General features: G+C 53.0%; 13 protein-coding genes. 9 read left to right on the forward strand and 4 right to left on the reverse strand.

All coding sequences use genetic code 11. The features are described from left to right. Position 1 precedes the first annotated feature (1 nt). The 4 genes from DSM3645_RS18715 to tnpA all read right to left on the reverse strand — a co-directional run bounded on the left by DSM3645_RS18715 (position 2) and on the right by tnpA (position 4198). Positions 2 to 1015 (reverse strand): DUF1559 domain-containing protein, encoded by a 1014-nt coding sequence (locus tag DSM3645_RS18715; protein ID WP_002653854.1) that lies wholly within the window; start codon positions 1013 to 1015, stop codon positions 2 to 4. Between the two features lie 397 nt (positions 1016 to 1412). Further along, complete coding sequence (locus DSM3645_RS18720) at positions 1413 to 2123, reverse strand: GIY-YIG nuclease family protein (RefSeq protein ID WP_237564855.1); 711 nt, start codon at positions 2121 to 2123, stop codon at positions 1413 to 1415. Between the two features lie 877 nt (positions 2124 to 3000). Continuing rightward, positions 3001 to 3453, reverse strand: coding sequence for a hypothetical protein (locus DSM3645_RS18725; RefSeq protein WP_002653856.1), 453 nt, complete (start codon positions 3451 to 3453; stop codon positions 3001 to 3003). 301 nt (positions 3454 to 3754) lie between these two features. Continuing rightward, entirely contained in the window at positions 3755 to 4198 is a 444-nt protein-coding gene (gene tnpA, locus DSM3645_RS18730) for an IS200/IS605 family transposase (protein ID WP_002653857.1), read from the reverse strand. A gap of 221 nt (positions 4199 to 4419) precedes the next feature. Here tnpA and DSM3645_RS18735 point away from each other — a divergent pair, with 221 nt between their 5' ends. From DSM3645_RS18735 to DSM3645_RS18780, 9 genes are all read left to right on the forward strand, one after another. Beyond that, a complete protein-coding gene (locus tag DSM3645_RS18735) occupies positions 4420 to 8358 on the forward strand; it encodes an ATP-binding protein (protein WP_040351968.1) in 3939 nt (1312 codons plus the stop codon). Further along, complete coding sequence (locus tag DSM3645_RS18740; protein WP_002653859.1) at positions 8351 to 9205, forward strand: hypothetical protein; 855 nt, start codon at positions 8351 to 8353, stop codon at positions 9203 to 9205. Before DSM3645_RS18735 ends, DSM3645_RS18740 begins: the two co-directional genes overlap by 8 nt. Before the next feature lie 73 nt (positions 9206 to 9278). After that, positions 9279 to 10409 (forward strand): phospholipase D family protein, encoded by a 1131-nt coding sequence (locus DSM3645_RS18745; RefSeq protein ID WP_131282708.1) that lies wholly within the window; start codon positions 9279 to 9281, stop codon positions 10407 to 10409. A 1089-nt stretch (positions 10410 to 11498) separates the two neighbouring features. Next, positions 11499 to 13079, forward strand: a complete 1581-nt coding sequence (locus tag DSM3645_RS18755; protein ID WP_002653863.1) for a class I SAM-dependent DNA methyltransferase — start codon at positions 11499 to 11501, stop codon at positions 13077 to 13079. 27 nt (positions 13080 to 13106) lie between these two features. Next, complete coding sequence (locus DSM3645_RS18760) at positions 13107 to 14393, forward strand: hypothetical protein (RefSeq protein WP_002653864.1); 1287 nt, start codon at positions 13107 to 13109, stop codon at positions 14391 to 14393. Continuing rightward, positions 14386 to 14700 (forward strand): type I restriction-modification system subunit M, encoded by a 315-nt coding sequence (locus DSM3645_RS18765; protein WP_002653865.1) that lies wholly within the window; start codon positions 14386 to 14388, stop codon positions 14698 to 14700. The genes DSM3645_RS18760 and DSM3645_RS18765 overlap by 8 nt, the downstream gene beginning before the upstream one ends. A gap of 55 nt (positions 14701 to 14755) precedes the next feature. After that, positions 14756 to 16036 carry a restriction endonuclease subunit S gene (locus tag DSM3645_RS18770; protein ID WP_202594962.1) on the forward strand — a complete coding sequence of 427 codons (1281 nt, stop codon included), beginning with the start codon at positions 14756 to 14758 and terminating at the stop codon, positions 16034 to 16036. Between the two features lie 12 nt (positions 16037 to 16048). Then, positions 16049 to 17083: a DUF4268 domain-containing protein gene (locus tag DSM3645_RS18775; RefSeq protein WP_002653867.1), complete on the forward strand. Its 1035-nt coding sequence runs from the start codon at positions 16049 to 16051 to the stop codon at positions 17081 to 17083. 80 nt (positions 17084 to 17163) lie between these two features. Continuing rightward, the gene (locus DSM3645_RS18780; protein WP_081444894.1) at positions 17164 to 18639 is read left to right on the forward strand and encodes an ATP-binding protein; all 1476 of its coding nucleotides are present in this window, start codon (positions 17164 to 17166) and stop codon (positions 18637 to 18639) included. Positions 18640 to 18712 lie beyond the last annotated feature (73 nt).

Genomic DNA, 18712 nt, shown 5'->3' on the forward strand with positions numbered 1-18712 from the left:
TCTATTGCTGAAGATCGACGACCTGACCATCATCGCGAGAAGCGAGTCGCTTGAGTGCGGTTCTACTGATGGTATCAGCGATAAATTGACTTGAGCCATCGGTCAGCAAGACATTGACGCCGCCGGGATGGGCGGACGAGAGCGGGTTGTTGGCGCCATGGCCGCTGCTGACGCCCGGCTGATCGAAGGAACTGTTCGGAGCATGTCGAATAGTGGTCAGATTGAAAGCCTCCGGCGGCGCCTTCGACGGATCCAATGCGAAATGCATCATCGGTGGCGAACCGCTGGCGGCGGTCCCGGAGATCCAGCTAACGGGAAAAGCGCCGTCGGTACGATGGGGTTTCCCTTGTGAATCGTAGGCGTAATTCGACGCCTCGCCGACGCAAACGGTATTGCTGAGGCCATCGACAACATCCCGAAACTTCACTCCGTCGTTGGGCACCAGTATTCCATCTGCGGAAATCTCTCCAGTAGTGTCGGAGATGCAACATTCATTGACACGCGCTGCCGGAAAGCCGTTGTCAGAACTAGCGCCCGAAATGCCGACATAGGATGGCTGCATATGCTCTGCAGGACTGACCGAACCCATTTTCTGCAATTCTGGCAATGGAGTCGAGGGACAGCGATAGTCAGAAATGACGATCTTGTGAAGGGTGGCGCCGTTTGACGTGCCCCAAGGGGGAGGCAGACCAATCATTCCATTGTTCGTGGATTTCATGTCGATCAGGTCAAACAGATTCGCTTGCTCCAGATAAGGAAGCGGTCCCACCAGCCAGCTCAAGCCAATTCCATTCTGTCGTTGTGCACCAACGGGGAACTGGATGAAAGTGTCGTGATAATTGTGCAGCGCCAAGCCAAGTTGCTTGAGATTGTTCTTACATTGCATGTGGCGCGACGCCTCACGCGCTTGTTGCACGGCAGAAAGTAACAACGCGATGAGCAATGCAATAATTGCAATCACAACAAGCAACTCGACCAGCGTAAAGCCGTTCCGTTTCGCCGAAGAACCTGACACTTGATGCTCCCGCAACTTTGGCTGACCACAAAAGGCCAAACGTATGATGATTTACCGTTACGGTATTTGATCCGCTAATTCAAACAATCACCGGCTTGGGGATGATTTAGTCACCATAATGACTAGGCGCCGATTTCCCGGGGCGAAGAAAGCTCGGTAACGCCGAGTTCGACATATTTCGCCCAATGGCGCAGACGAGGTAAGGTAGGCCCGGTCGGGCTCGAAGCTGGGACAGATTCTTCGGGGAAAACGCCAGTCGGCGCAGAATCCGGCGCAGTTGGTGCGCCCCCTTCTGAACTCGCCGCAGATCTGGCGTAGGTGATTGCCGTTTGGAGCGGTCTCGATACACGAACGAAGGTGCGGATTTTGGGGCTAATTGGCTGAAAATCATCACGGATTAGGCGTCGCCATCCGCTCGGTAAACTTCATCTAGCGAGCGCCCCAAAGCATCTTTCCATTCGGTCCAGCCATTTGCTCGGCGTCCAAGTACGACGATTGCCGCCCGACTGGGAGAATTGAATAGGTAGTCTTGTGTAAACCGTAGATTCGCCCCCTGGTCGATGAGGACGCCGCTTTCGATGAGCAGCGTACGAACCGGCTCAATGAGATCGATGCCGGAAGGAGTAATCTCCTTACGAGCTATCGCACCGGCTCGGACAACAAACCCATCTTCGACAAAGTTGCCTTCTGCGTCACATTCATTCGTTTTAAGGAAGAAAGACTCCGTATTCGTGCTCTTGCTAACGAGCGGTTCAAATACTGGGTAGCCTACGGTCGACACCAGAACGTTCAGCGTATCGAAAATGTCGAGCAGATCGGCCTCCATCGGCTCAGTTACAAACGGCTTGCCAGGCTGCACGTCATTATCAATTGCGAAACGTCCTGTTTCCTTCGCCATCCGCAGGCAGTGCCATTCCAAGTATCGGATGTGTGCCTGAGTAAACGTCTGTATTCGAGAGACGACCAAGACCGCAGTCTTCCAGAAATGCTTCTTTGAATTGTGATTGTCCAGCCGTTTTCGCACATCCTCAGTCTGACCGATATAAACGATCGGCTTGGCGGATTCTTCGGACTCGCCAAACAGAAAATAGACGGCGATATGGCCCAACTCGGCTCGCAGCTTCGCCTCCGCCAAGTCCGACCGAGGGACGACGATTGCCTGGACAGTCCGATTGGTAAACTCAGCGATCCGTACGCCGCGTGGTTCGCCTGATGGTAGAAAGATTTGGATGGTCTTAGCGGCTGGATTGGTCATCATCAGGCGATCTTGCTTTTCGGCATCCTGGAATTGCCCACGAAAAGTTGACAGTGGATCGGGAATTGCGTGAAGGTGGCCCGCTAGCATTAAAGGCAGGTCACCGACGATCCCTTTACGACGTCCCCAAAAAGGGAAGCGAAATCCGGCGCAGTCCGAACACGCCGCGACTCGCGACGATTTGCCGAAGATACGACCCAAGGGAGTGAAAAGCCTCTGAAATACGAGGCAGAACCAAAATAGGCGAAGCTGCGAAAAATAAATAAGTAGGCCAGGCAGGACTCGAACGGGAAGCAGATTCTTCGGGGAAGACGGGGGTTGAGGGCGAAGGCGGCGCAGAATCCGGCGCAGTTGGTGCGCTGGATGGCGAATTTGATGAGGATCTGGCTAAGGTGATCGCCGCTTGGCCGACATTGTCCGAGACTGCCAAGACGAAGATAGTAAAGGCTCTGGGGGGGCCTAGGAAGCCAGAATAGATTCGCAGGCACCGCGAAGGTCAAATCGCACTCGAAAAAGTGCTTCCCTTAACAAAAGAGGGCGTGGGTGGGGGCGACCGCTTGAACCACGTAACCACGCTTGGGATAACGATGTTGGATCTTCGCTCGACGTTCATGCTAGGACGCTTCGTCTAGTTCTTGGGGGTTCCAAGTTGATTTACTACTGGTCGTTAGTCGAAAGCTATCGCGAGGTTTGTCAGCGAATCAAATGTTTGACCTTTCCGTTTTGGGAATCACGTCGCTATTTTGGGTTGGGTTTCATCGCCGCAGTTGATGAAGGTGTAGGTCAGGAAGTTGATTTCCTGACGGTTTGGAACCTTTGCAAGGGTGAACTCAAATACGCGTCGTACTTCATCGGTTGATGTCGCATGAATTTCGCCACCAAGCTTCCCAGGATCGATTAGCTGAAGCTCACATCCGTGTTGTCGCGCTGCGAAGATATGCCAAAAAGTGTTGTCCTTGTCTCGTCCTGTTAATAGTGACACCAAAGGAAACCTGCCGGATTTTGTCTCGGAAGTTATTTTGTTGATTGCGTCTTCCAGGGGCATCCACGTATCCTTGCCTTCAATTCGGTATGCCAAGAGCAAATGAATCTTTTCGAATCCTATGGGCTCGTTTTGGAATTTGTTTTGATACGGAAATGCATCAGGATCTATTAGTCCGTGCAGCTTGAGTACCGCTTCCATGCCGGATGGCGCACAAGATACGCTAAATAGTTGTCTGTGTTGCCCGAGTCCCGAGATTGTTGAATTCATGTTTCTTTGTGCGAAAGTGGTTGACAGTACAACATCCGCTGAATGGACGTAGTTTTGTTCGGATAGTTCTCGTTGGAATCGGATCTGAGTAGAGCGTTGAAAATGGTTGATAGATTGTGTTGTATATACCGGTCGCCGAAGTAGCAATAAGGTTGGCTCTGAACTAAACAACTTCCGGCTGGAAGCCGGCAGGTTTAAAGATATTCGTGAGATTCGGACTGAAGTCCTCAACTCACGAAGGAGTAATTTGAAATTGGTCGCCGCCATCGCTGGGCTCGGTCCCGTCTTGGTGGCGGATATATTCCTGAATCACCTCGTCGGTCACGTTGCCGCTGGTCGCCACAAAGTACCCGCGTGCCCACAGATGCCGACCCCAATACTGTTTTTGCAAATGCCGAAACTCCATCAACAGCTTCCGTGAACTCTTCCCCTTGATGTACTGCATGATTTTGCTGGGCGCAAGATTCGGCGGGCACGACAGCAACACGTGAACATGATCTCGCGAGACCGCCCCTTCCAAGATCTCAATCTCGTTGGTGCGACAAACCTCGCGAACCAGTTCCCGCAATCGAACGCCGACTTCCCCTGCGAGAATAGGCTTTCGATATTTGGTCACCCAGACAAAGTGGTACTTGATGTCAAAACGACTATGCGAACTGGTGCGGTATCCTTCCATTCCCCGATTTTAGCCGGAAACGGAAGAACCGAAAGGTTTCGCCTGAAGGCGAGGGTTTTAGACCCATCGCTTGGAAAATAAAACTGGCGTTGTCGTGTTTACACGAGTTGAATCGGGAGCTACGGGAGTGGCGAACGGAGAGAGAGCCGGTTAGAAATTTGTTAGTGGCTTGGGGGCGGAACGAGACGATCTGTTTATTTTTGGTTTTCTAGGAGAGAGCGTTGCCGGCGTTGAATTGGGGCTTGATACAGGATGGCGGTGTATTGGAATCGCTGATGCACGCGATTCTTTACGCTGAGAATCCCCAGACGATATTGTTCGGTCGTCCGGGTAAGGATGCCGGACAGGATGCCCGCACGGCTGATGGGAAAATCGTCTATCAATCCAAGTATCGAGACGGCATGGACATGAGTGAGGCCATCAAGGTGGCGCTCAAAGAACTCGAGTTTATCACGAAGTATCGTGAAAAGGACCATGCGAACTACCAGCACTGGGAACATGCAGAACGGTGGGTACTGTTTGCCAATTTGTCGATCAATCCTAACGATGATGCAAAATGGAAGAGCGAAGTCGTTCCCAAGTTCGCAGCGTTTGGCCTGAATGCGGAATACTGGTGTAAGTCTGAAATTGAGGGAAAGCTTGCCGAAAAGCCTGAAGTTCGAGATGTATTCTTCGAACATGAAAACCGTGTCCTTGTTGGTCTTAAGGAAGCTCATGACCTGATTGCGAGCGAACGGATCGGAAATGACTCCCTAGACGATCCTATGCTGGGCAGGGATGCAGAACTTGCCGAGGTGAAAGCCTTTGCCGATTCTAATGAGAAGCGAATACTTCCCGTCATTGGTCCAGGCGGAATTGGAAAGTCGCGTTTTCTATACGAAAGCCTAGTCGCTTTATCGCAGGATGGATGGCGCGTTCTTTGGGGGCTTTCTGGGGTCATGGCCGAGTCAACGCAATGGTTCCGATTGCTAAATGGGAATCAAAAGACTTGCGTTGCGCTTGATGATCCGGAGGACCCCAGAATACTTCGCGCGATTGTTGAACAGCTTTCAACGGTAGAACGCCGAAACTGGCGAGTTATTGTTTCGTGCAGAACTGACCGATCTGGAATGCTTCGGCGATACCAAACTAACAGTAGTTTGGATAAGACAATACGGCTAAGCGCGCTTAATGAATCGGATTCCAAATCCCTGATCAATACTCGTCTTGGCCGCCAAGCGGATGACGCTTGGGGCCACGGTGCGTTTCGTCTGACAAAAGGCGTGCCAGGTTGGCTCAGCCTCTTATCTGAATTGGTAAAGCAGGGGAGGTTGGCTGATTTTCCTGTCGAGGTGGATGGCGTCGCCTCCTCGTATTTGGCTGCATGCTTGGAGAGTGTGGGCGATCGTGAACGTGCGCTCACAGTACTTCGGTGGTTATCTTTGTGGGGCTCTGTCGTTTTCGACGGTAATGAGAATCAGCGAGACGAAATTGAGTTATTGACACAAGAAGGGATACCGAAGTCAGATTTGGGCGACCTCCTTAAGAAACTTGTCGACACTGGACTGGTCCGCAACTGGGGGATTGGTAAGAGGCTGTACGGAGTAGAGTCTATGCTCGTTCGCCAGAGCATACTTAGTGAATGGCTGCTTAACGAAACGAGCGACGGCAAGTATTCAGTTGGCGCCGCAGGTAAGGCCCTTGTATCAGAATTGTTATCGGGCCGTGTTCCGCGTATCGACGACATATTTCAGACCATCGCAAGTTTGTCGTTTTCCCGCCTGGATTCGGAAGATGCGTTTACGCTCTTGCAGCCTATATTTGACGAATTGGCTGGTGTTGCGACTTCCGCGAATCTGGTCGGTCAGAACCATATCGCTGAGCTAGTGGCGAAACTCGGCGTTGCGGATCCCGAAAACGCATTGGACGTCTTAATCGCGATCCGTGAACACCTGAAAGACGTTCAAGAAATTGCGGATTCCTTTTGGGGAAATTTCACGTTCACCCGGAATAAAGTGCTTTCAACACTTTCCTGGACGTTATTCAACCTTGCTGATCGAGTTGACGACGCCGTCGTCGCGTCCCGGTTTCTAGGCGAGTTTCGTGAATTAGCGAAGCTTGCAGAAACTGGAATGGAGCCATCCGATCCGGGCAAATCACCGTCGCAATTGCTCCATCGCCTGCTTTGTGAATCGAGAAACAGTGAGGTGTTCGCGAAACCGGCATTCGAGATGGCCAATGAGAAACTGTTCCAGGAAGGTTCGTGGCCTTTTGTTGGACGCTTGGCGAAGTGCATTTTGGAGCCCATGCGAGAGAGGAATGAGTGGGTAGGCAATTGGACTCTGGGCGTTGCTCGATTTGCTCTCGTAACGGGTTCATCTGACTGGGAGCGACTGCTGGACTTGCGAGCAAAGCTATTCGAGGCCCTCAAATTGGGGCATCATGAATCGCTACATGAATCGATTTGGTCTTTGCTTTCAGATTCGCATCATTCGATCAACTATGCTCTCGCTCACTACAGGATTATCGCTCAAGATGCACAGAACTATCGTGACGTTCTACGAGAAGACTTGACTAAAAGCAAGGAGCTTCTAGAGAAGCCTCTCTCGTTTGGAGAGGCAACACGGGCTCGCCCGATGTGGGCATGGTATCTAGACCATGGCAAAGACGAAGTCTCTGTTGCTTTGGCACGCGAGTGCGAGAAGATCTATTCTGGCCTTTCCGAGTGGCAAATACATGACTTCTTTCGATTTGACTACGACGAAAGACTAGCGTTTGAGACTAAGCGTATAGCTGGCAAACTGCTGGCCGCCGCCGACGAGAGCGAGGTAACGGGCTTCTTTGATGAAGTCGATCGATATCTTCGTAACGCTAGAGGGGACTCGGAGGATTTGGCCGACGGAATGCAGCTTGTTGCGTTGGCTGAATTGTTGGCGGATCAGTTCTCGCTTGACGCTCAGAATGACACGTCAGCACTTTCTTCATTCGTACGGTCGGTTTTGGCCGCTGGAAATGAGGCTAAGCCACGCGAATTTCGATTTGTAGTCTCGATGTGTCGTAAGAGACTAAAAGATCTTAAGGCAAATGGAGACGTGGATGGAGAGAAGTGGCTCACGGAGTTACTCGCCATATCGCAGTCAAAAGAGAAAGTGCTTTATCAGCTATATCAGAATGCTCATCCAGACTCGATCGGGCCACTGACGGCGGGCGAGGTGCGGTGTATTCTTGCCCGCAAAGAGAGCTTTATGCCTCATGAACGGGCTTGGTTGCTTGGCGTAATTGTTGGGGCGTTCGATGAAACAGTGGCAAGTGAAGTTTTCTCGTTTTTGGAATCTTCCGAATTCAGCCTCTTTGAGACGAGTAACTTTCTTGGGCTGTTTATTCGGTCCGCCCGTCTGGCCTTCCTTAGATTCGATCGATCGCCCACGCAAAAACTTTGCCATTCCGTTTTGGAGTGGATCATTTCGTTGAAGTTGAACGGTGGATTACTCGGGTTTTACGACTTGAAGGCTATGTTTGAGAGCTCTGAATATGTTCCGGATATGCGTACTTTCGCCTCGTTGATGCGATCTAGAGTGGAGCTTGAAAGCATTTCGACGCGGCGTGATCAAATTGAGGTGCTTCCGTATGGCTTCGATGCCAAAGCATGGTGTCAATTGGATCCAAGCAGTTCTTCCGATGTGTCGGCGTTTGACGATGTGTGCCGTTTGGCTCTCGGCGACAGTTTCACAGCGACCTACTGGATTCCAGGGGTCTTGTCAGAGATTGACGCCGACGGGGTTCTCGTAGCGGCCTTCGTTGCTCGCTATCTAGATGAGAGCGAAGAGCCTGATAATCTCAAGGGATTGTCGAAGCTCGCAAATTTGGCGTCAAAGTATGCCGTGAATTCTGAGGCATGGGCAGGCATCGCTCGATCTGTCTGCGAAAGAGCTCGTTCATTGCCTCGAAAGGATCGCGAGCACCTTTACTTCTGTCTCTCTAGCAAGGAAACGGGGGTGATGACCAGCATGCCGGGTGAAGTTCCGCAGTATTACATCGAAGCTTGTGAAGAGGCCAAGCGACTACTCGAACAAGAGCCGGTTAGCTCGCCTCTTCTCGAGTATCGTAGGTGGGCGCTGAATAGCGCTGAACGCGATCTTCGTTTTGAACAAGGTCGCGCAGAGGAAGACGCAGATGGCTGAGCTCGAAGAACAAGTAGGCGTGGCTGCAAGCGAGCTGAAAATCGCTTGGACTACTGTTAAGAATACGGCGAATTCATCCCTGCCAACAAAATGCTTCGAGCATTGGGAAAAACGAGCTAAACTGCATGAGTTGCTGACTCGTACGATTCCGGTATTTAAGGCAAGAGAAAAGGCGTGGGAGGTTGTTCAAGGGGTCGCCTTCGCTGAGGAACTGAACGGAAAGCCCGGATTGGTTTCCTATGGCGGTATTGAAATGGAATTTGCCGTAGCTCGTCACCTTGCCCTGACCTCTTACGTTTCCGTCACATGGTCAATCTATGACCGTCTAGCCAACGTGTGTGGCAGGCTCTCGGGTGTTCGCGAAATTAGCGAACACCCCAAGCAAAATCCCAAATTGTGCGAGGATTTGCTTGGAGAAAAAAATGACGAAAAAGGTAAGCCGAAGAAGAACGATACGTTGGGATTCGGCGGTCACCTTCACATCTACGCGGCTTACGCTTGGCCCATTAAGGTGTCTTACAAAGTCAGGAATTGGCTAGTACACGAAGGGTATGAGGATGGAACTACTGCGTTGTTTGAAGGTGACAGAATCGCCGATCGATTTATGCTGAGCAATGATGCCCTTGGGTTTCTTCAAAAAGCATGTGGCGGCGACGGCAACGGCCAAAAGAAGGGCGATGCTATCTGCGTTCAAGAGGCGGAAGATAGCTGGCTGCAGAGGGACTTGCTTAAGATCATTGAGCAATACAACAAGGAAATTGACACGATGTTTGTTGCTCTGCTGAAGTGGAGCGCCGAATCTCTTACTGGGCAAATAAAGGCCTTTGCTGCTAGGGATCAGCAGTGAGCTGACTCACGACTTTTTTGCCCAGAATATAGTCGATCGATACGTCATTTTTTGGGATCAAGAGCCGCCATTCATGCCTGAATTGCTGATTGACTCATCTGGGAAGCAGCTCCATCGCCGGCGCATTGAGAAACTGCTGAGCGAGTCAGACGGTCAGATTCGCATCGCCAGTCCGTACATCACCGAGACCGACTTGCTTTCGAGGTTGCCCCCGGGAAAGTCTCGGATATTGACCAGTACGAATCCGGATGATTTAGCAAACGGCAGTTCGTCTCTGTCCGCACTCGGCGAAATCCTTCGCTTGAATATCCCCTGTTGCTATTACGACGATGGATTTCTGCACGCCAAGGTGTATATCTTTGGCGAGAAGTCCGCGATCGTCTCGTCGGCGAATTTCACGAAAAGCGCCCTGGACAACAATCTAGAAATTGGCGTGCAATTGGACGGAGCGGAGGTGGCCGAATTGATCCGTTGGTTCGATGGTCTCTGGAATCCTGACCAATTGCTTACGATTCAAGAATTGGAGCGAATTCGGCCCCAGGTGGAAGCGGAAGAACTTGCGAAGGCCGCTGTGCCTGAATCTCAAATTGAGGGTTGGCGTTTTGAGAAGCCAGCCAGTAATGAACAGCCAGAGTTGCACGATTCGGTTGCGAGCGAGTATCCGAATTGTCCCGAACTTCTAATTCCCGCGACGTCCCAATTGATATCGCTCTTAAACGGTGGCCGGACCGGTTGGATTTGCAACACCAAGCGTGAACCGCCGAATTATCCGCTTCCAATAAAGCTTGAAGAGTTAATGCGTAGACGCTCTCTGGCGGCAACATGGCAGGACGGGAAAACTTACTACCAAATGATTGAGGTGGAGGGAGATGATCTGATTTTGATGCATGGCAATAAAGGCGGGTCAGCTTTACCGGGGATTAAGAACGGTATTATTGGAGTTGGAATTGCCGAAGATAAAAGCTTTCTATCGCTTGAAGGATTCGATCCAGATCGGCTTTCGCTCGCTGAACTCGAGGGCCAAGCACCTTCTGAACTTGAGCAACTTCAGGAGTGGCGAGTGAGTATCAAGAAATGGCTATTTTGGGACCCGCTGAACCCGCTCGAAATCGACGGGACGCCCAGCAGTTTCCACCGTCTTTCGGATAAACGGCGAAGCGACATTATCCGTCTCCTCCGAGCCCGCCTGGACGAACAAAAATAAATCCTCTCTTCTCCCTCAACGCTCTGGTAAATCGTAATTGCGTACCTTCAACCGTCGTCGCAAAGGCATCCTGAGGCGCGGTTACAAATTCCTATCAGAGCGACCACTGTCGTCGAAAATAGGCCCCGGCAGCCATTCAAACCCGAATTTCTAGGTCAGCTATGGCGGTTTGAGGAAGCTCCGACACCAGATAGCTTCAGCCCGATTTTCGACTAGAATGAGAAACTCGAAATAGCAAGTACCGGAGACTCAGCCATGCTGTAAATCAGCAACCAATTAACAACCTGATAATCGTCGCTAGGTCACAAAATACCACCTGACGGGGCTTTCTTCGGAAGTCTCGTTTGACCCACTAGCACGGCGATGCAATTCCCCGGCCCATGGAGGCTCGGCGGAACGTGCATTTGCTGTGCTTGCGGAGTGGTATCCGTGTGACCTGTGAATGTGGCGGCTGTCGGGCCTCCACCTTCTTTCACACGGGGAATCTTGAAATGTCGACTCAGCTAAAACAGATAGGATGTCTGGGAAAGATCATCGCGGGATTTGGGCTGTCGCTGTTCTTCGTCATTCTGGCGATCATCGTCCCGCTTTGGCCGATAACGGCGCCAATCTTTTTGTTTCTCGCGCTTGGAGCTCCTTTTGCCTTCATGGGCTATCGAGCCAAAGGGAATTGCCCGGCATGCGGACAGTATTTAGAGATCACTCAACGTTCGGGCGGAACTCGCTGTTCTGGATGTCGCCAGCCGCTGCGGGTTTCGCGTGGAAGGCTACATCGCATTGAATGAATTCGTGAGCCGAAATCTCGAGTCGTTCCACTAAAGTAAGAAAGCCCGCTGTATCCGCAGCTGGCTTTCTCTGATTCGGTTGGTAGGTCACCTGGAGCGATCATGGAAGCAAAATAGATCTCTACTTTCTATTCGTCGGGACCAAACGTGTCCGCACCACCTTCCACAATCATCACATCTCCCCACGGTGGTCCATTCTTCTGGGTGTTCTGCCGCCCCGCGATCGGATAAAATCGCGGAGTTTTTCCTACCCGGCCCCCGCACGACGCACGGGCTCTCCTGACACGAACGTCAAACGATCATCATGGCGAAGAAAAAAGCTGCGGCGAAAAAAGAGACCACCGCCGCCAATCTCGGTTTCGAGTCCAAGCTCTGGCTCGCGGCCGACAAAATGCGAAACAACATGGACGCCGCTGAGTACAAGCACGTGGTGCTCGGGCTGATCTTTCTCAAATACATCTCCGACGCGTTCGAGGAGATGCGGCAAAAGCTGCTCGCCGGCGAAGGGGACTACGCAGGCGCCGATCCCGAAGAGCCGGACGAATACCGGGCCGAGAACTGCTTTTGGGTGCCGACCGCGGCCCGCTGGCAGCTGCTGCAAGACAACGCCAAGCAGCCGACCATCGGCAAGCTGATCGACGACGCGATGGTCGCGATCGAGCGTGATAATCCGCGGCTCAAAGGGGTTCTCCCCAAAGACTTCGCCCGGCCGGCGCTAGACAAGCAGCGTCTGGGCGAGCTGATCGACCTGATCGGCACCATCGGCCTGGGCGACGCTGAGAACCGCAGCAAAGACATCCTCGGCCGCGTCTACGAATATTTTCTGTCCGAGTTCGCCAGCGCCGAAGGCAAAAAGGGTGGCCAGTTTTACACGCCGCGCTGCGTTGTTCGCGTGCTGGTCGAAATGCTCGCTCCCGGCAAAGGCCGCATCTACGATCCTTGCTGCGGCAGCGCCGGCATGTTTGTGCAAAGCGAAAAATTTGTCGAAGAGCACGGCGGCCGCATCGGCGACATCGCCGTCTATGGGCAAGAGTCGAACCCCACCACGCGCCGCTTGGCTCTGATGAACCTGGCGATTCGCGGGATCGAAGGAGACATCGGTCCCGAAAACGCCGACACCTTCCGCCGCGATCTCCACAAAGATCTAAAGGCCGACTTCGTGCTGGCCAATCCGCCGTTCAACGACTCCGATTGGCACCGCAATGACGACGACGTCCGCTGGGCCTACGGCGTCCCGCCCAAGGGGAACGCCAACTACGCCTGGGTGCAGCACTTTATCCATCACCTGGCCCCCGGCGGGTTCGCCGGCTTTGTGTTGGCCAACGGCAGCATGAGCAGCAACCAGTCAGGCGAAGGCGAGATCCGCAAAGCGATCGTCGAAGCCGATCTAGTCGACTGCATGGTCGCACTCCCCGGCCAACTCTTCTACAGCACGCAAATCCCGGTTTGTCTCTGGTTTCTAACCCGCGGCAAGAAAGACAAATCGCGCCGCAACCGAGTGGGCGAAACCCTGTTTATTGACGCCCGCAAGCTCGGCGTCCTGATCGACCGCGTCCACCGCGAACTGACCGACGAAGAGCTCCAGCGCATCGCCGACACCTACCACGCGTGGCGCGGCGACCTGAAAACGATTAATCCGAAGAGCAAGCTAAAGAAATATGAGGACATCCCCGGCTTCTGCTTCTCGGCCAAGAAAGAGCAAATCGCCGAGCATGGCTATGTGCTGACTCCGGGCCGATATGTCGGAGCCGAAGAGGTAGAGGAAGACGACGAACCGTTTGAAGAAAAGATGGCCCGGCTGACGCAGCAGCTGACGGATCAATTTGCCGAATCGAAGAAGCTGGAGAAGGCCATCCAGAAGAACCTGAAAGGGCTGGGTTTCTAAACAGAACCGAGCAACAGGGCAAGCATCATGCCGTGGTCATTCATTCCCATCTACCCGCCGCCAAAACCGACGACGCTGCGCGTGCATGTCCCCGATCCATCCGCCAATCTGTTTCAGCGGATCATTCGCAATCCGACCAATCCTAATCGGCCGATGCGCGAACGAAGTTGTGCCGAGATGCTCTGCGTGGTGCTGTTGAATTGTCCGCAGCTCCGCACCGCTATTTTTGAGCAGCTCGCCGAGCTCTGCGGTTGGCAAGGACTGCCGCTCAGCGAACTTCACTACGACATCGAAACCGAGCAGGCCGTCGGCGGCAAGCGCGACGACCTGCGGATTGTCGGATATGAGAACGAGGACCAGACGGGGGCGCCTGTGCTGCTGTGGACCATCGAAATCAAGGTCCAGGCCGGCATTCACGACTCGTCCCATGAATCGTACGGCGAAGAGGACCAGCCGCAGGCCGAGGTCGCCGTCTCGGTCACTCAGCTAGAAAACTACGATCGTTGGCTAGAAACCCAAGCAGTCGCCGCTGACCGAAAAGCGGGCATCGTCTTGTCCATTCCTTCCCACGCCCATCAGGTAGACGATTTGATCCAGGCCGGCAAGCTCCAGCCGCGTTGGCATTGCCTGCGTTGGTCCGATCTGGGCCGCTGGATCGAGGATCAACTCGCCGCCGAAACGCTCCCTCCCCACGAAAAAGTCTTTGCCGAGCATCTGCTGGGCTTTCTCTTGAAATTTTTGCAGGATCCAAGCGAAATGAACGACCACCGAATCGACATCGAAGATCTCGCCCTGATCCGTGCCTACGCCCAGCAAGGGAAAGCGTGCGCCAGTCGCATTCACAGTCTTGTTTCGCCGCTGCTGCAGGTTTTCGCGGACTCGAAAATTGCGTTTGAGAAAGTGGCCCATCAAAAGGCCCTGTTTCGCCCCAGCGTGCGGAGCGTGGTCTGGGGCTACCTGGTCGCCAACGGCAAGCGTAAACCAGTGCCGGAATTGTGTCTCTGGGCCGGCGTCCATCGAGACCGGGCTCGCGTCTGGATCGAGGTCAGCCCCAACAGCCCGATCAGTAGCCAGGTAAGATCCGCCATCGCGGAACGTATCGGCCCCCTGCAAGCCCGAGACCCCGACTGGGCGATTCCGGCGCCCGAAGAATCGGCCTGGCGCGTGGTCCATATCTCCAAGCCGTTGGCCTGGCTATTGATGGAAGAGGATCAAGCAGGCGCCCTCGCTGAATTTGTCAGAGTTGCAGTCGAAGATCTGAAGCAGGCCGGCGTTGTTGATGCGCTCCAATTGATTGGAGCAACTGATGCGTAATTGCCATATCGGACGAACACGCTGGCTGGAATGCGGTACCTACACCGGGTGCGGTGATCGCAAGCAGGGCAAGCTGAAGATATATGAAGACATCCCCGGCTTTTGCTTCTCGGCTGAGAGGGAAAAGATCGCCGATCGCGGTTACGTGCTGACGCTGGCGCAGTATGTCTGGGACGAGGAGGTGGAAGGGCCGTTCGAAGGAAATATGGCCCGACTGTCGCAGCAACTTACCGAGCAGTTTTCTGAGTCGAAGAAGTTGGAGACGGCGATTCAGAAGAATCTGAAAGGGCAGGGCTATGTTGACTAGAGATGAAGCATCGAATTGTACTAGCGGCATATCCGGTCTGTGGGAAGAACTGACTTTGGCCAACGCTGGCGTTTCACTTATCGACTGCGTTCATAAAACGCCCGCAGCCGCGATATCTGGAATCCCATATGTCGCTATTCCACAAATGCAAAATGGTCGGATCGATGTAGCAACGGCACGGAAGATTACAGAATCTGATTTTTTTGAGTGGACCAAAAAAGCTCTGCCGCAGGAAAACGACGTCATCTTGTCTCGTCGATGCAATCCCGGTGAAACCGCATTCGTCGATTCAAAACTGAAATGCGCACTCGGCCAGAATCTTGTCCTGCTTAGAGCGGATGGAGAATTAGTCTATCCTCCTTTTCTGCGCTGGTTAGTGAGAAGTCCACATTGGTGGAATCAAGTAGGAACCTTCATTAATGTGGGCGCCGTATTCGACAGTTTGAGATGCGCCGACGTGCCAAAATTTCGTCTTCCTATTCCCCCACTCCCCGAACAAAAAGCGATCGCCAGCATCCTCGGCGCCCTCGACGACAAGATCGAACTCAACCGGCGGATGAACGAGACGCTGGAGGCAATGGCCCGGGCGTTGTTCAAAAGCTGGTTCGTCGATTTCGATCCGGTCCGCGCCAAGATGGATGGTCGCCAACCGCCTGGCATGTCCGCCGACGTCGCCGCGCTGTTTCCTGACAAGCTGGTGCATGTGAATGGGGAGTTGGTGCCTGAGGGGTGGAAGGTCGGTCGCCTGGGGGACCTCTGTCGTATCAATTCAAATACCGTGCGTGCTAACGAAGTCAGCGGCATGATCGAGTATGTAGACATCGCATCTGTTTCAGAAGGGCGGTCATCTGGACCAACGGCGATGGACTTCAATTCAGCTCCAAGTCGGGCGCGACGTAAGATTTCACATGGCGACACCATTTGGTCATGTGTTCGACCAAATCGACGTTCATTCCTTTTTGTTCACTCGCCACCGGAAAATCGTATCGCTTCAACTGGGTTCGCGGTTATTTCTCCGAATTTGCTCACTCCGTGTTATTTGCATTACGCAATAACTACGCACGAGTTTACTTCGTACCTTACAAATTGCGCCGATGGCAGCGCATACCCAGCAGTTCGCCCCGATCATTTCTCCGATGCGGAGCTACTCGAGCCCGATCTCCAAACGATCGAAGCATTTGATGAAGTCGTTTGGAGTTTTAGGAATCAAATCGCCGTAAATGAAGGTGCATCCAATATTTTGGCGGAACTTCGCGACGCCCTCCTCCCTAAACTCCTTTCCGGCGAGTTGCGTGTAGCCGACGCCGAAAAGTTCATCGACAAGCAACTTGCCTAAGGATCTCCGCCCATGCCGATCAAAAAAACGTTAGGAAGATTAATCCCAGTCAAGTTGCGTGACGCCTGGGAATCGGAAGCCGGCGACTTTACGCCGTGGCTGGCCGAGGAAGAAAACATCGCGCTGCTGAGCGATACGATCGGCATCGATCTAGAGGTCGAAGCGCAGGAGAAAAGCGTCGGCCCGTTTCGCGCTGACATCTTGTGCAAGGATACGGCCAACGACCAATGGGTGCTGATCGAGAATCAGTTGGAGCGTACCGACCATACGCACCTAGGCCAGTTGATCACCTACGCCGCCGGCCTGAACACGGTGACGATCGTCTGGATCTCGCAGCGATTTACCGAAGAGCACCGCGCGGCGCTCGACTGGCTGAACAAAGTGACCAGCGAGGATATCCGCTTCTTTGGACTGCAGGTCGAACTGTGGCAGATCGGCGATTCGCCGGTGGCGCCCCGGTTTAACATCATCAGTTCGCCCAACGATTGGTCGAAGAGCGTTAGCCGTGGAGCGAAAGCGGCCCAGGAACAAGCGATGACGCCAGCCAAGGAACGGCACGTCCAATTTTGGACAGAATTTGTCGCCTACTTAGAACAGCATGGCGCTGACTTCAAGCCGACCAAACCGCTGCCGCAGCATTGGATGAACGTCTCGATCGGTCGCACGGGCTTCAAGCTAAACGCGGTTGCTTCTCACTGGGATAGCCAAACCCAAAGCAATGATCGCCATGAGCTGCGGGCCGAATTAGAATTGACCGACAACTACGCGAAGACCTACTACGCCCAATTGTTCGCGATGAAAGATGCGATCGAAACGGAGATAGGCGAACCGCTGATTTGGTACAACCCCGAAGATCGCCGCACCTGCCGCGCCTATCTGACCGCGACGGCGGATCTGCATGACCACGCAAAATGGCCCGAATATCACGAGTGGTTGCGGGTGAAGCTGAACCGAATGTTCAAGATTTTTGCTCCAAAAGTAAAGTTGCTTGAATCCGAGCTTCCGATGGAAGAAGTGGATGTGATTGTTTCTGAGGAAGCCGAATAGAGGCGTTGTCGCATGTCCAGAGTTAATGAATCGACCGTTGAAGAATCCGTGCAGGGCCGTTCTGGCCAGGAGCTCGGCTCATGACGAAACGACCTTTTGATCCTCGCGAGATGATGGAAAAAGCGATTGAGGTGATGCGTCAATCGGTGCAAGAGCATAGACCTGATGGTAGTCCCAGTCCGCAGGTAGGCGCGGTCTTAGTTAGGCCGGATGGCTCGATTGAGACTGCCGCGCGTGGCGAACTGCGAGATGGCAATCATGCAGAGTTCACTTTACTAGAGCGAAAATGTGCCGCGGAGAATTTGGAAGGCTGCGTTCTCTTCGCCACATTGGAGCCCTGCCTTAATCGAAATTCTCCCAAGCGTGGCTGCGCGCGGCATATTGTGGGAGCTCGTATTAGAGAGGTTTACGTTGGGATCGAAGACGACAATCCGAAGGTGGCGGGGAAAGGAATCGAGTACCTACGGCGAAGCGGTGTGACGGTCCACCTGTTTGATCGTGAATTGCAGGAGGTCATTCTCGACGAGAATAAGTCGTTTTTTGAATGGGCGCGTCAACAAATCGATGCCATTGAAGACAAAAAGATCTTACTTTCCAAGTATGAGTTGTCTGCTACCGCAGTAACTCTCCAGGATCTTTCGACGAAGGCGTTGAACGCTTACCGTACGCGGGCCAAGCTTGCGCCAAAGGTTGGGTCGAGTGACTTTCAGCGATTTTTGCTGCAGCAAGGAATTCTTGTTGAATCAGGGGATAGTGTCGCTCCGTCCGGTTTTGGCTTGCTACTTTTCGGAGAGGATTCGTCGCTTGCTTTACCTCACGGAAGGTTATTGGCACGAGTTGAGCTACCGAATGGTAAATCCTCGCGCAAGGAATTTTCAGAAGCGTTGGTGTTGCTGCCTGGTGAACTCGAGGCTTGGCTTGATACGGTTTTACCAAGCACGGTAGATCGCAGGCGGATGGAACGCAAGGAAGCTGTCGACCTTCCGTTTGAGATGATACGTGAAGCAGTTGTGAATGCGCTAATTCATCGGGATTACGACTTAATAGGGCAGAAGTGCCATCTGATCATCACTCCCGATACGATCACAATCAAAAGTCCGGGAGGACCAATTCCTCCGGTGACGCTAGATCAAATGCGTGCATTTTCAGCGCCAATTAAGAGCCGGAATCCGCTTTTGCACTATGTCTTCTCTAGGATGGGTATGGCGGAAGAGCAGGGTTACGGGCTTTCTAGTTTGAAGTCGTATGCCGAAGATCTGGGGCTTCCGTTGCCACGGTATTCTATGGATGGTGACTTATTGGTGCTGACGATTTATCGAAATGTTGAAAGCGCAATTGGAGCCCTTTCGCCCGAAGAATTGCAATCTTTAAGTGATTCGGAGCGTCAAGGGTGGCTCTGGTTGGCGACAAAAGACGTGGTAAGCAGTGCTGAGTATGCTGAAGCAATGGGGCTAGCAAAACGCGCGGCAACTTTGCACCTAAAGTCTTTTATTAACTGTGGTTTGGTCGCAACAACTGGACGCGGGCGTTCAATAATGTATCACGTTCTTCGATAGCAAATCTCGCATTTTCCGCCGGCCATTTGCGCGATTAGTCCGGGTTTTTGTTTGTATTTTCGTTTCGCGCAAT

Source organism: Blastopirellula marina DSM 3645, from assembly GCF_000153105.1.
In the GTDB taxonomy this organism is placed as follows: domain Bacteria; phylum Planctomycetota; class Planctomycetia; order Pirellulales; family Pirellulaceae; genus Blastopirellula; species Blastopirellula marina.

Excerpts from the sequence above, each read along its gene's own strand:
- DSM3645_RS18725 (WP_002653856.1), bottom strand. The coding sequence starts at position 3,453 with ATGGAAGCGGTACTCAAGCTGCACGGACTAATAGATCCTGATGCATTT.
- tnpA (WP_002653857.1), bottom strand. The coding sequence starts at position 4,198 with ATGGAAGGATACCGCACCAGTTCGCATAGTCGTTTTGACATCAAGTAC.
- DSM3645_RS18740 (WP_002653859.1), top strand. The coding sequence starts at position 8,351 with ATGGCTGAGCTCGAAGAACAAGTAGGCGTGGCTGCAAGCGAGCTGAAA.
- DSM3645_RS18745 (WP_131282708.1), top strand. The coding sequence starts at position 9,279 with ATGCCTGAATTGCTGATTGACTCATCTGGGAAGCAGCTCCATCGCCGG.
- DSM3645_RS18755 (WP_002653863.1), top strand. The coding sequence starts at position 11,499 with ATGGCGAAGAAAAAAGCTGCGGCGAAAAAAGAGACCACCGCCGCCAAT.
- DSM3645_RS18760 (WP_002653864.1), top strand. The coding sequence starts at position 13,107 with ATGCCGTGGTCATTCATTCCCATCTACCCGCCGCCAAAACCGACGACG.
- DSM3645_RS18765 (WP_002653865.1), top strand. The coding sequence starts at position 14,386 with ATGCGTAATTGCCATATCGGACGAACACGCTGGCTGGAATGCGGTACC.
- DSM3645_RS18775 (WP_002653867.1), top strand. The coding sequence starts at position 16,049 with ATGCCGATCAAAAAAACGTTAGGAAGATTAATCCCAGTCAAGTTGCGT.
- DSM3645_RS18780 (WP_081444894.1), top strand. The coding sequence starts at position 17,164 with ATGACGAAACGACCTTTTGATCCTCGCGAGATGATGGAAAAAGCGATT.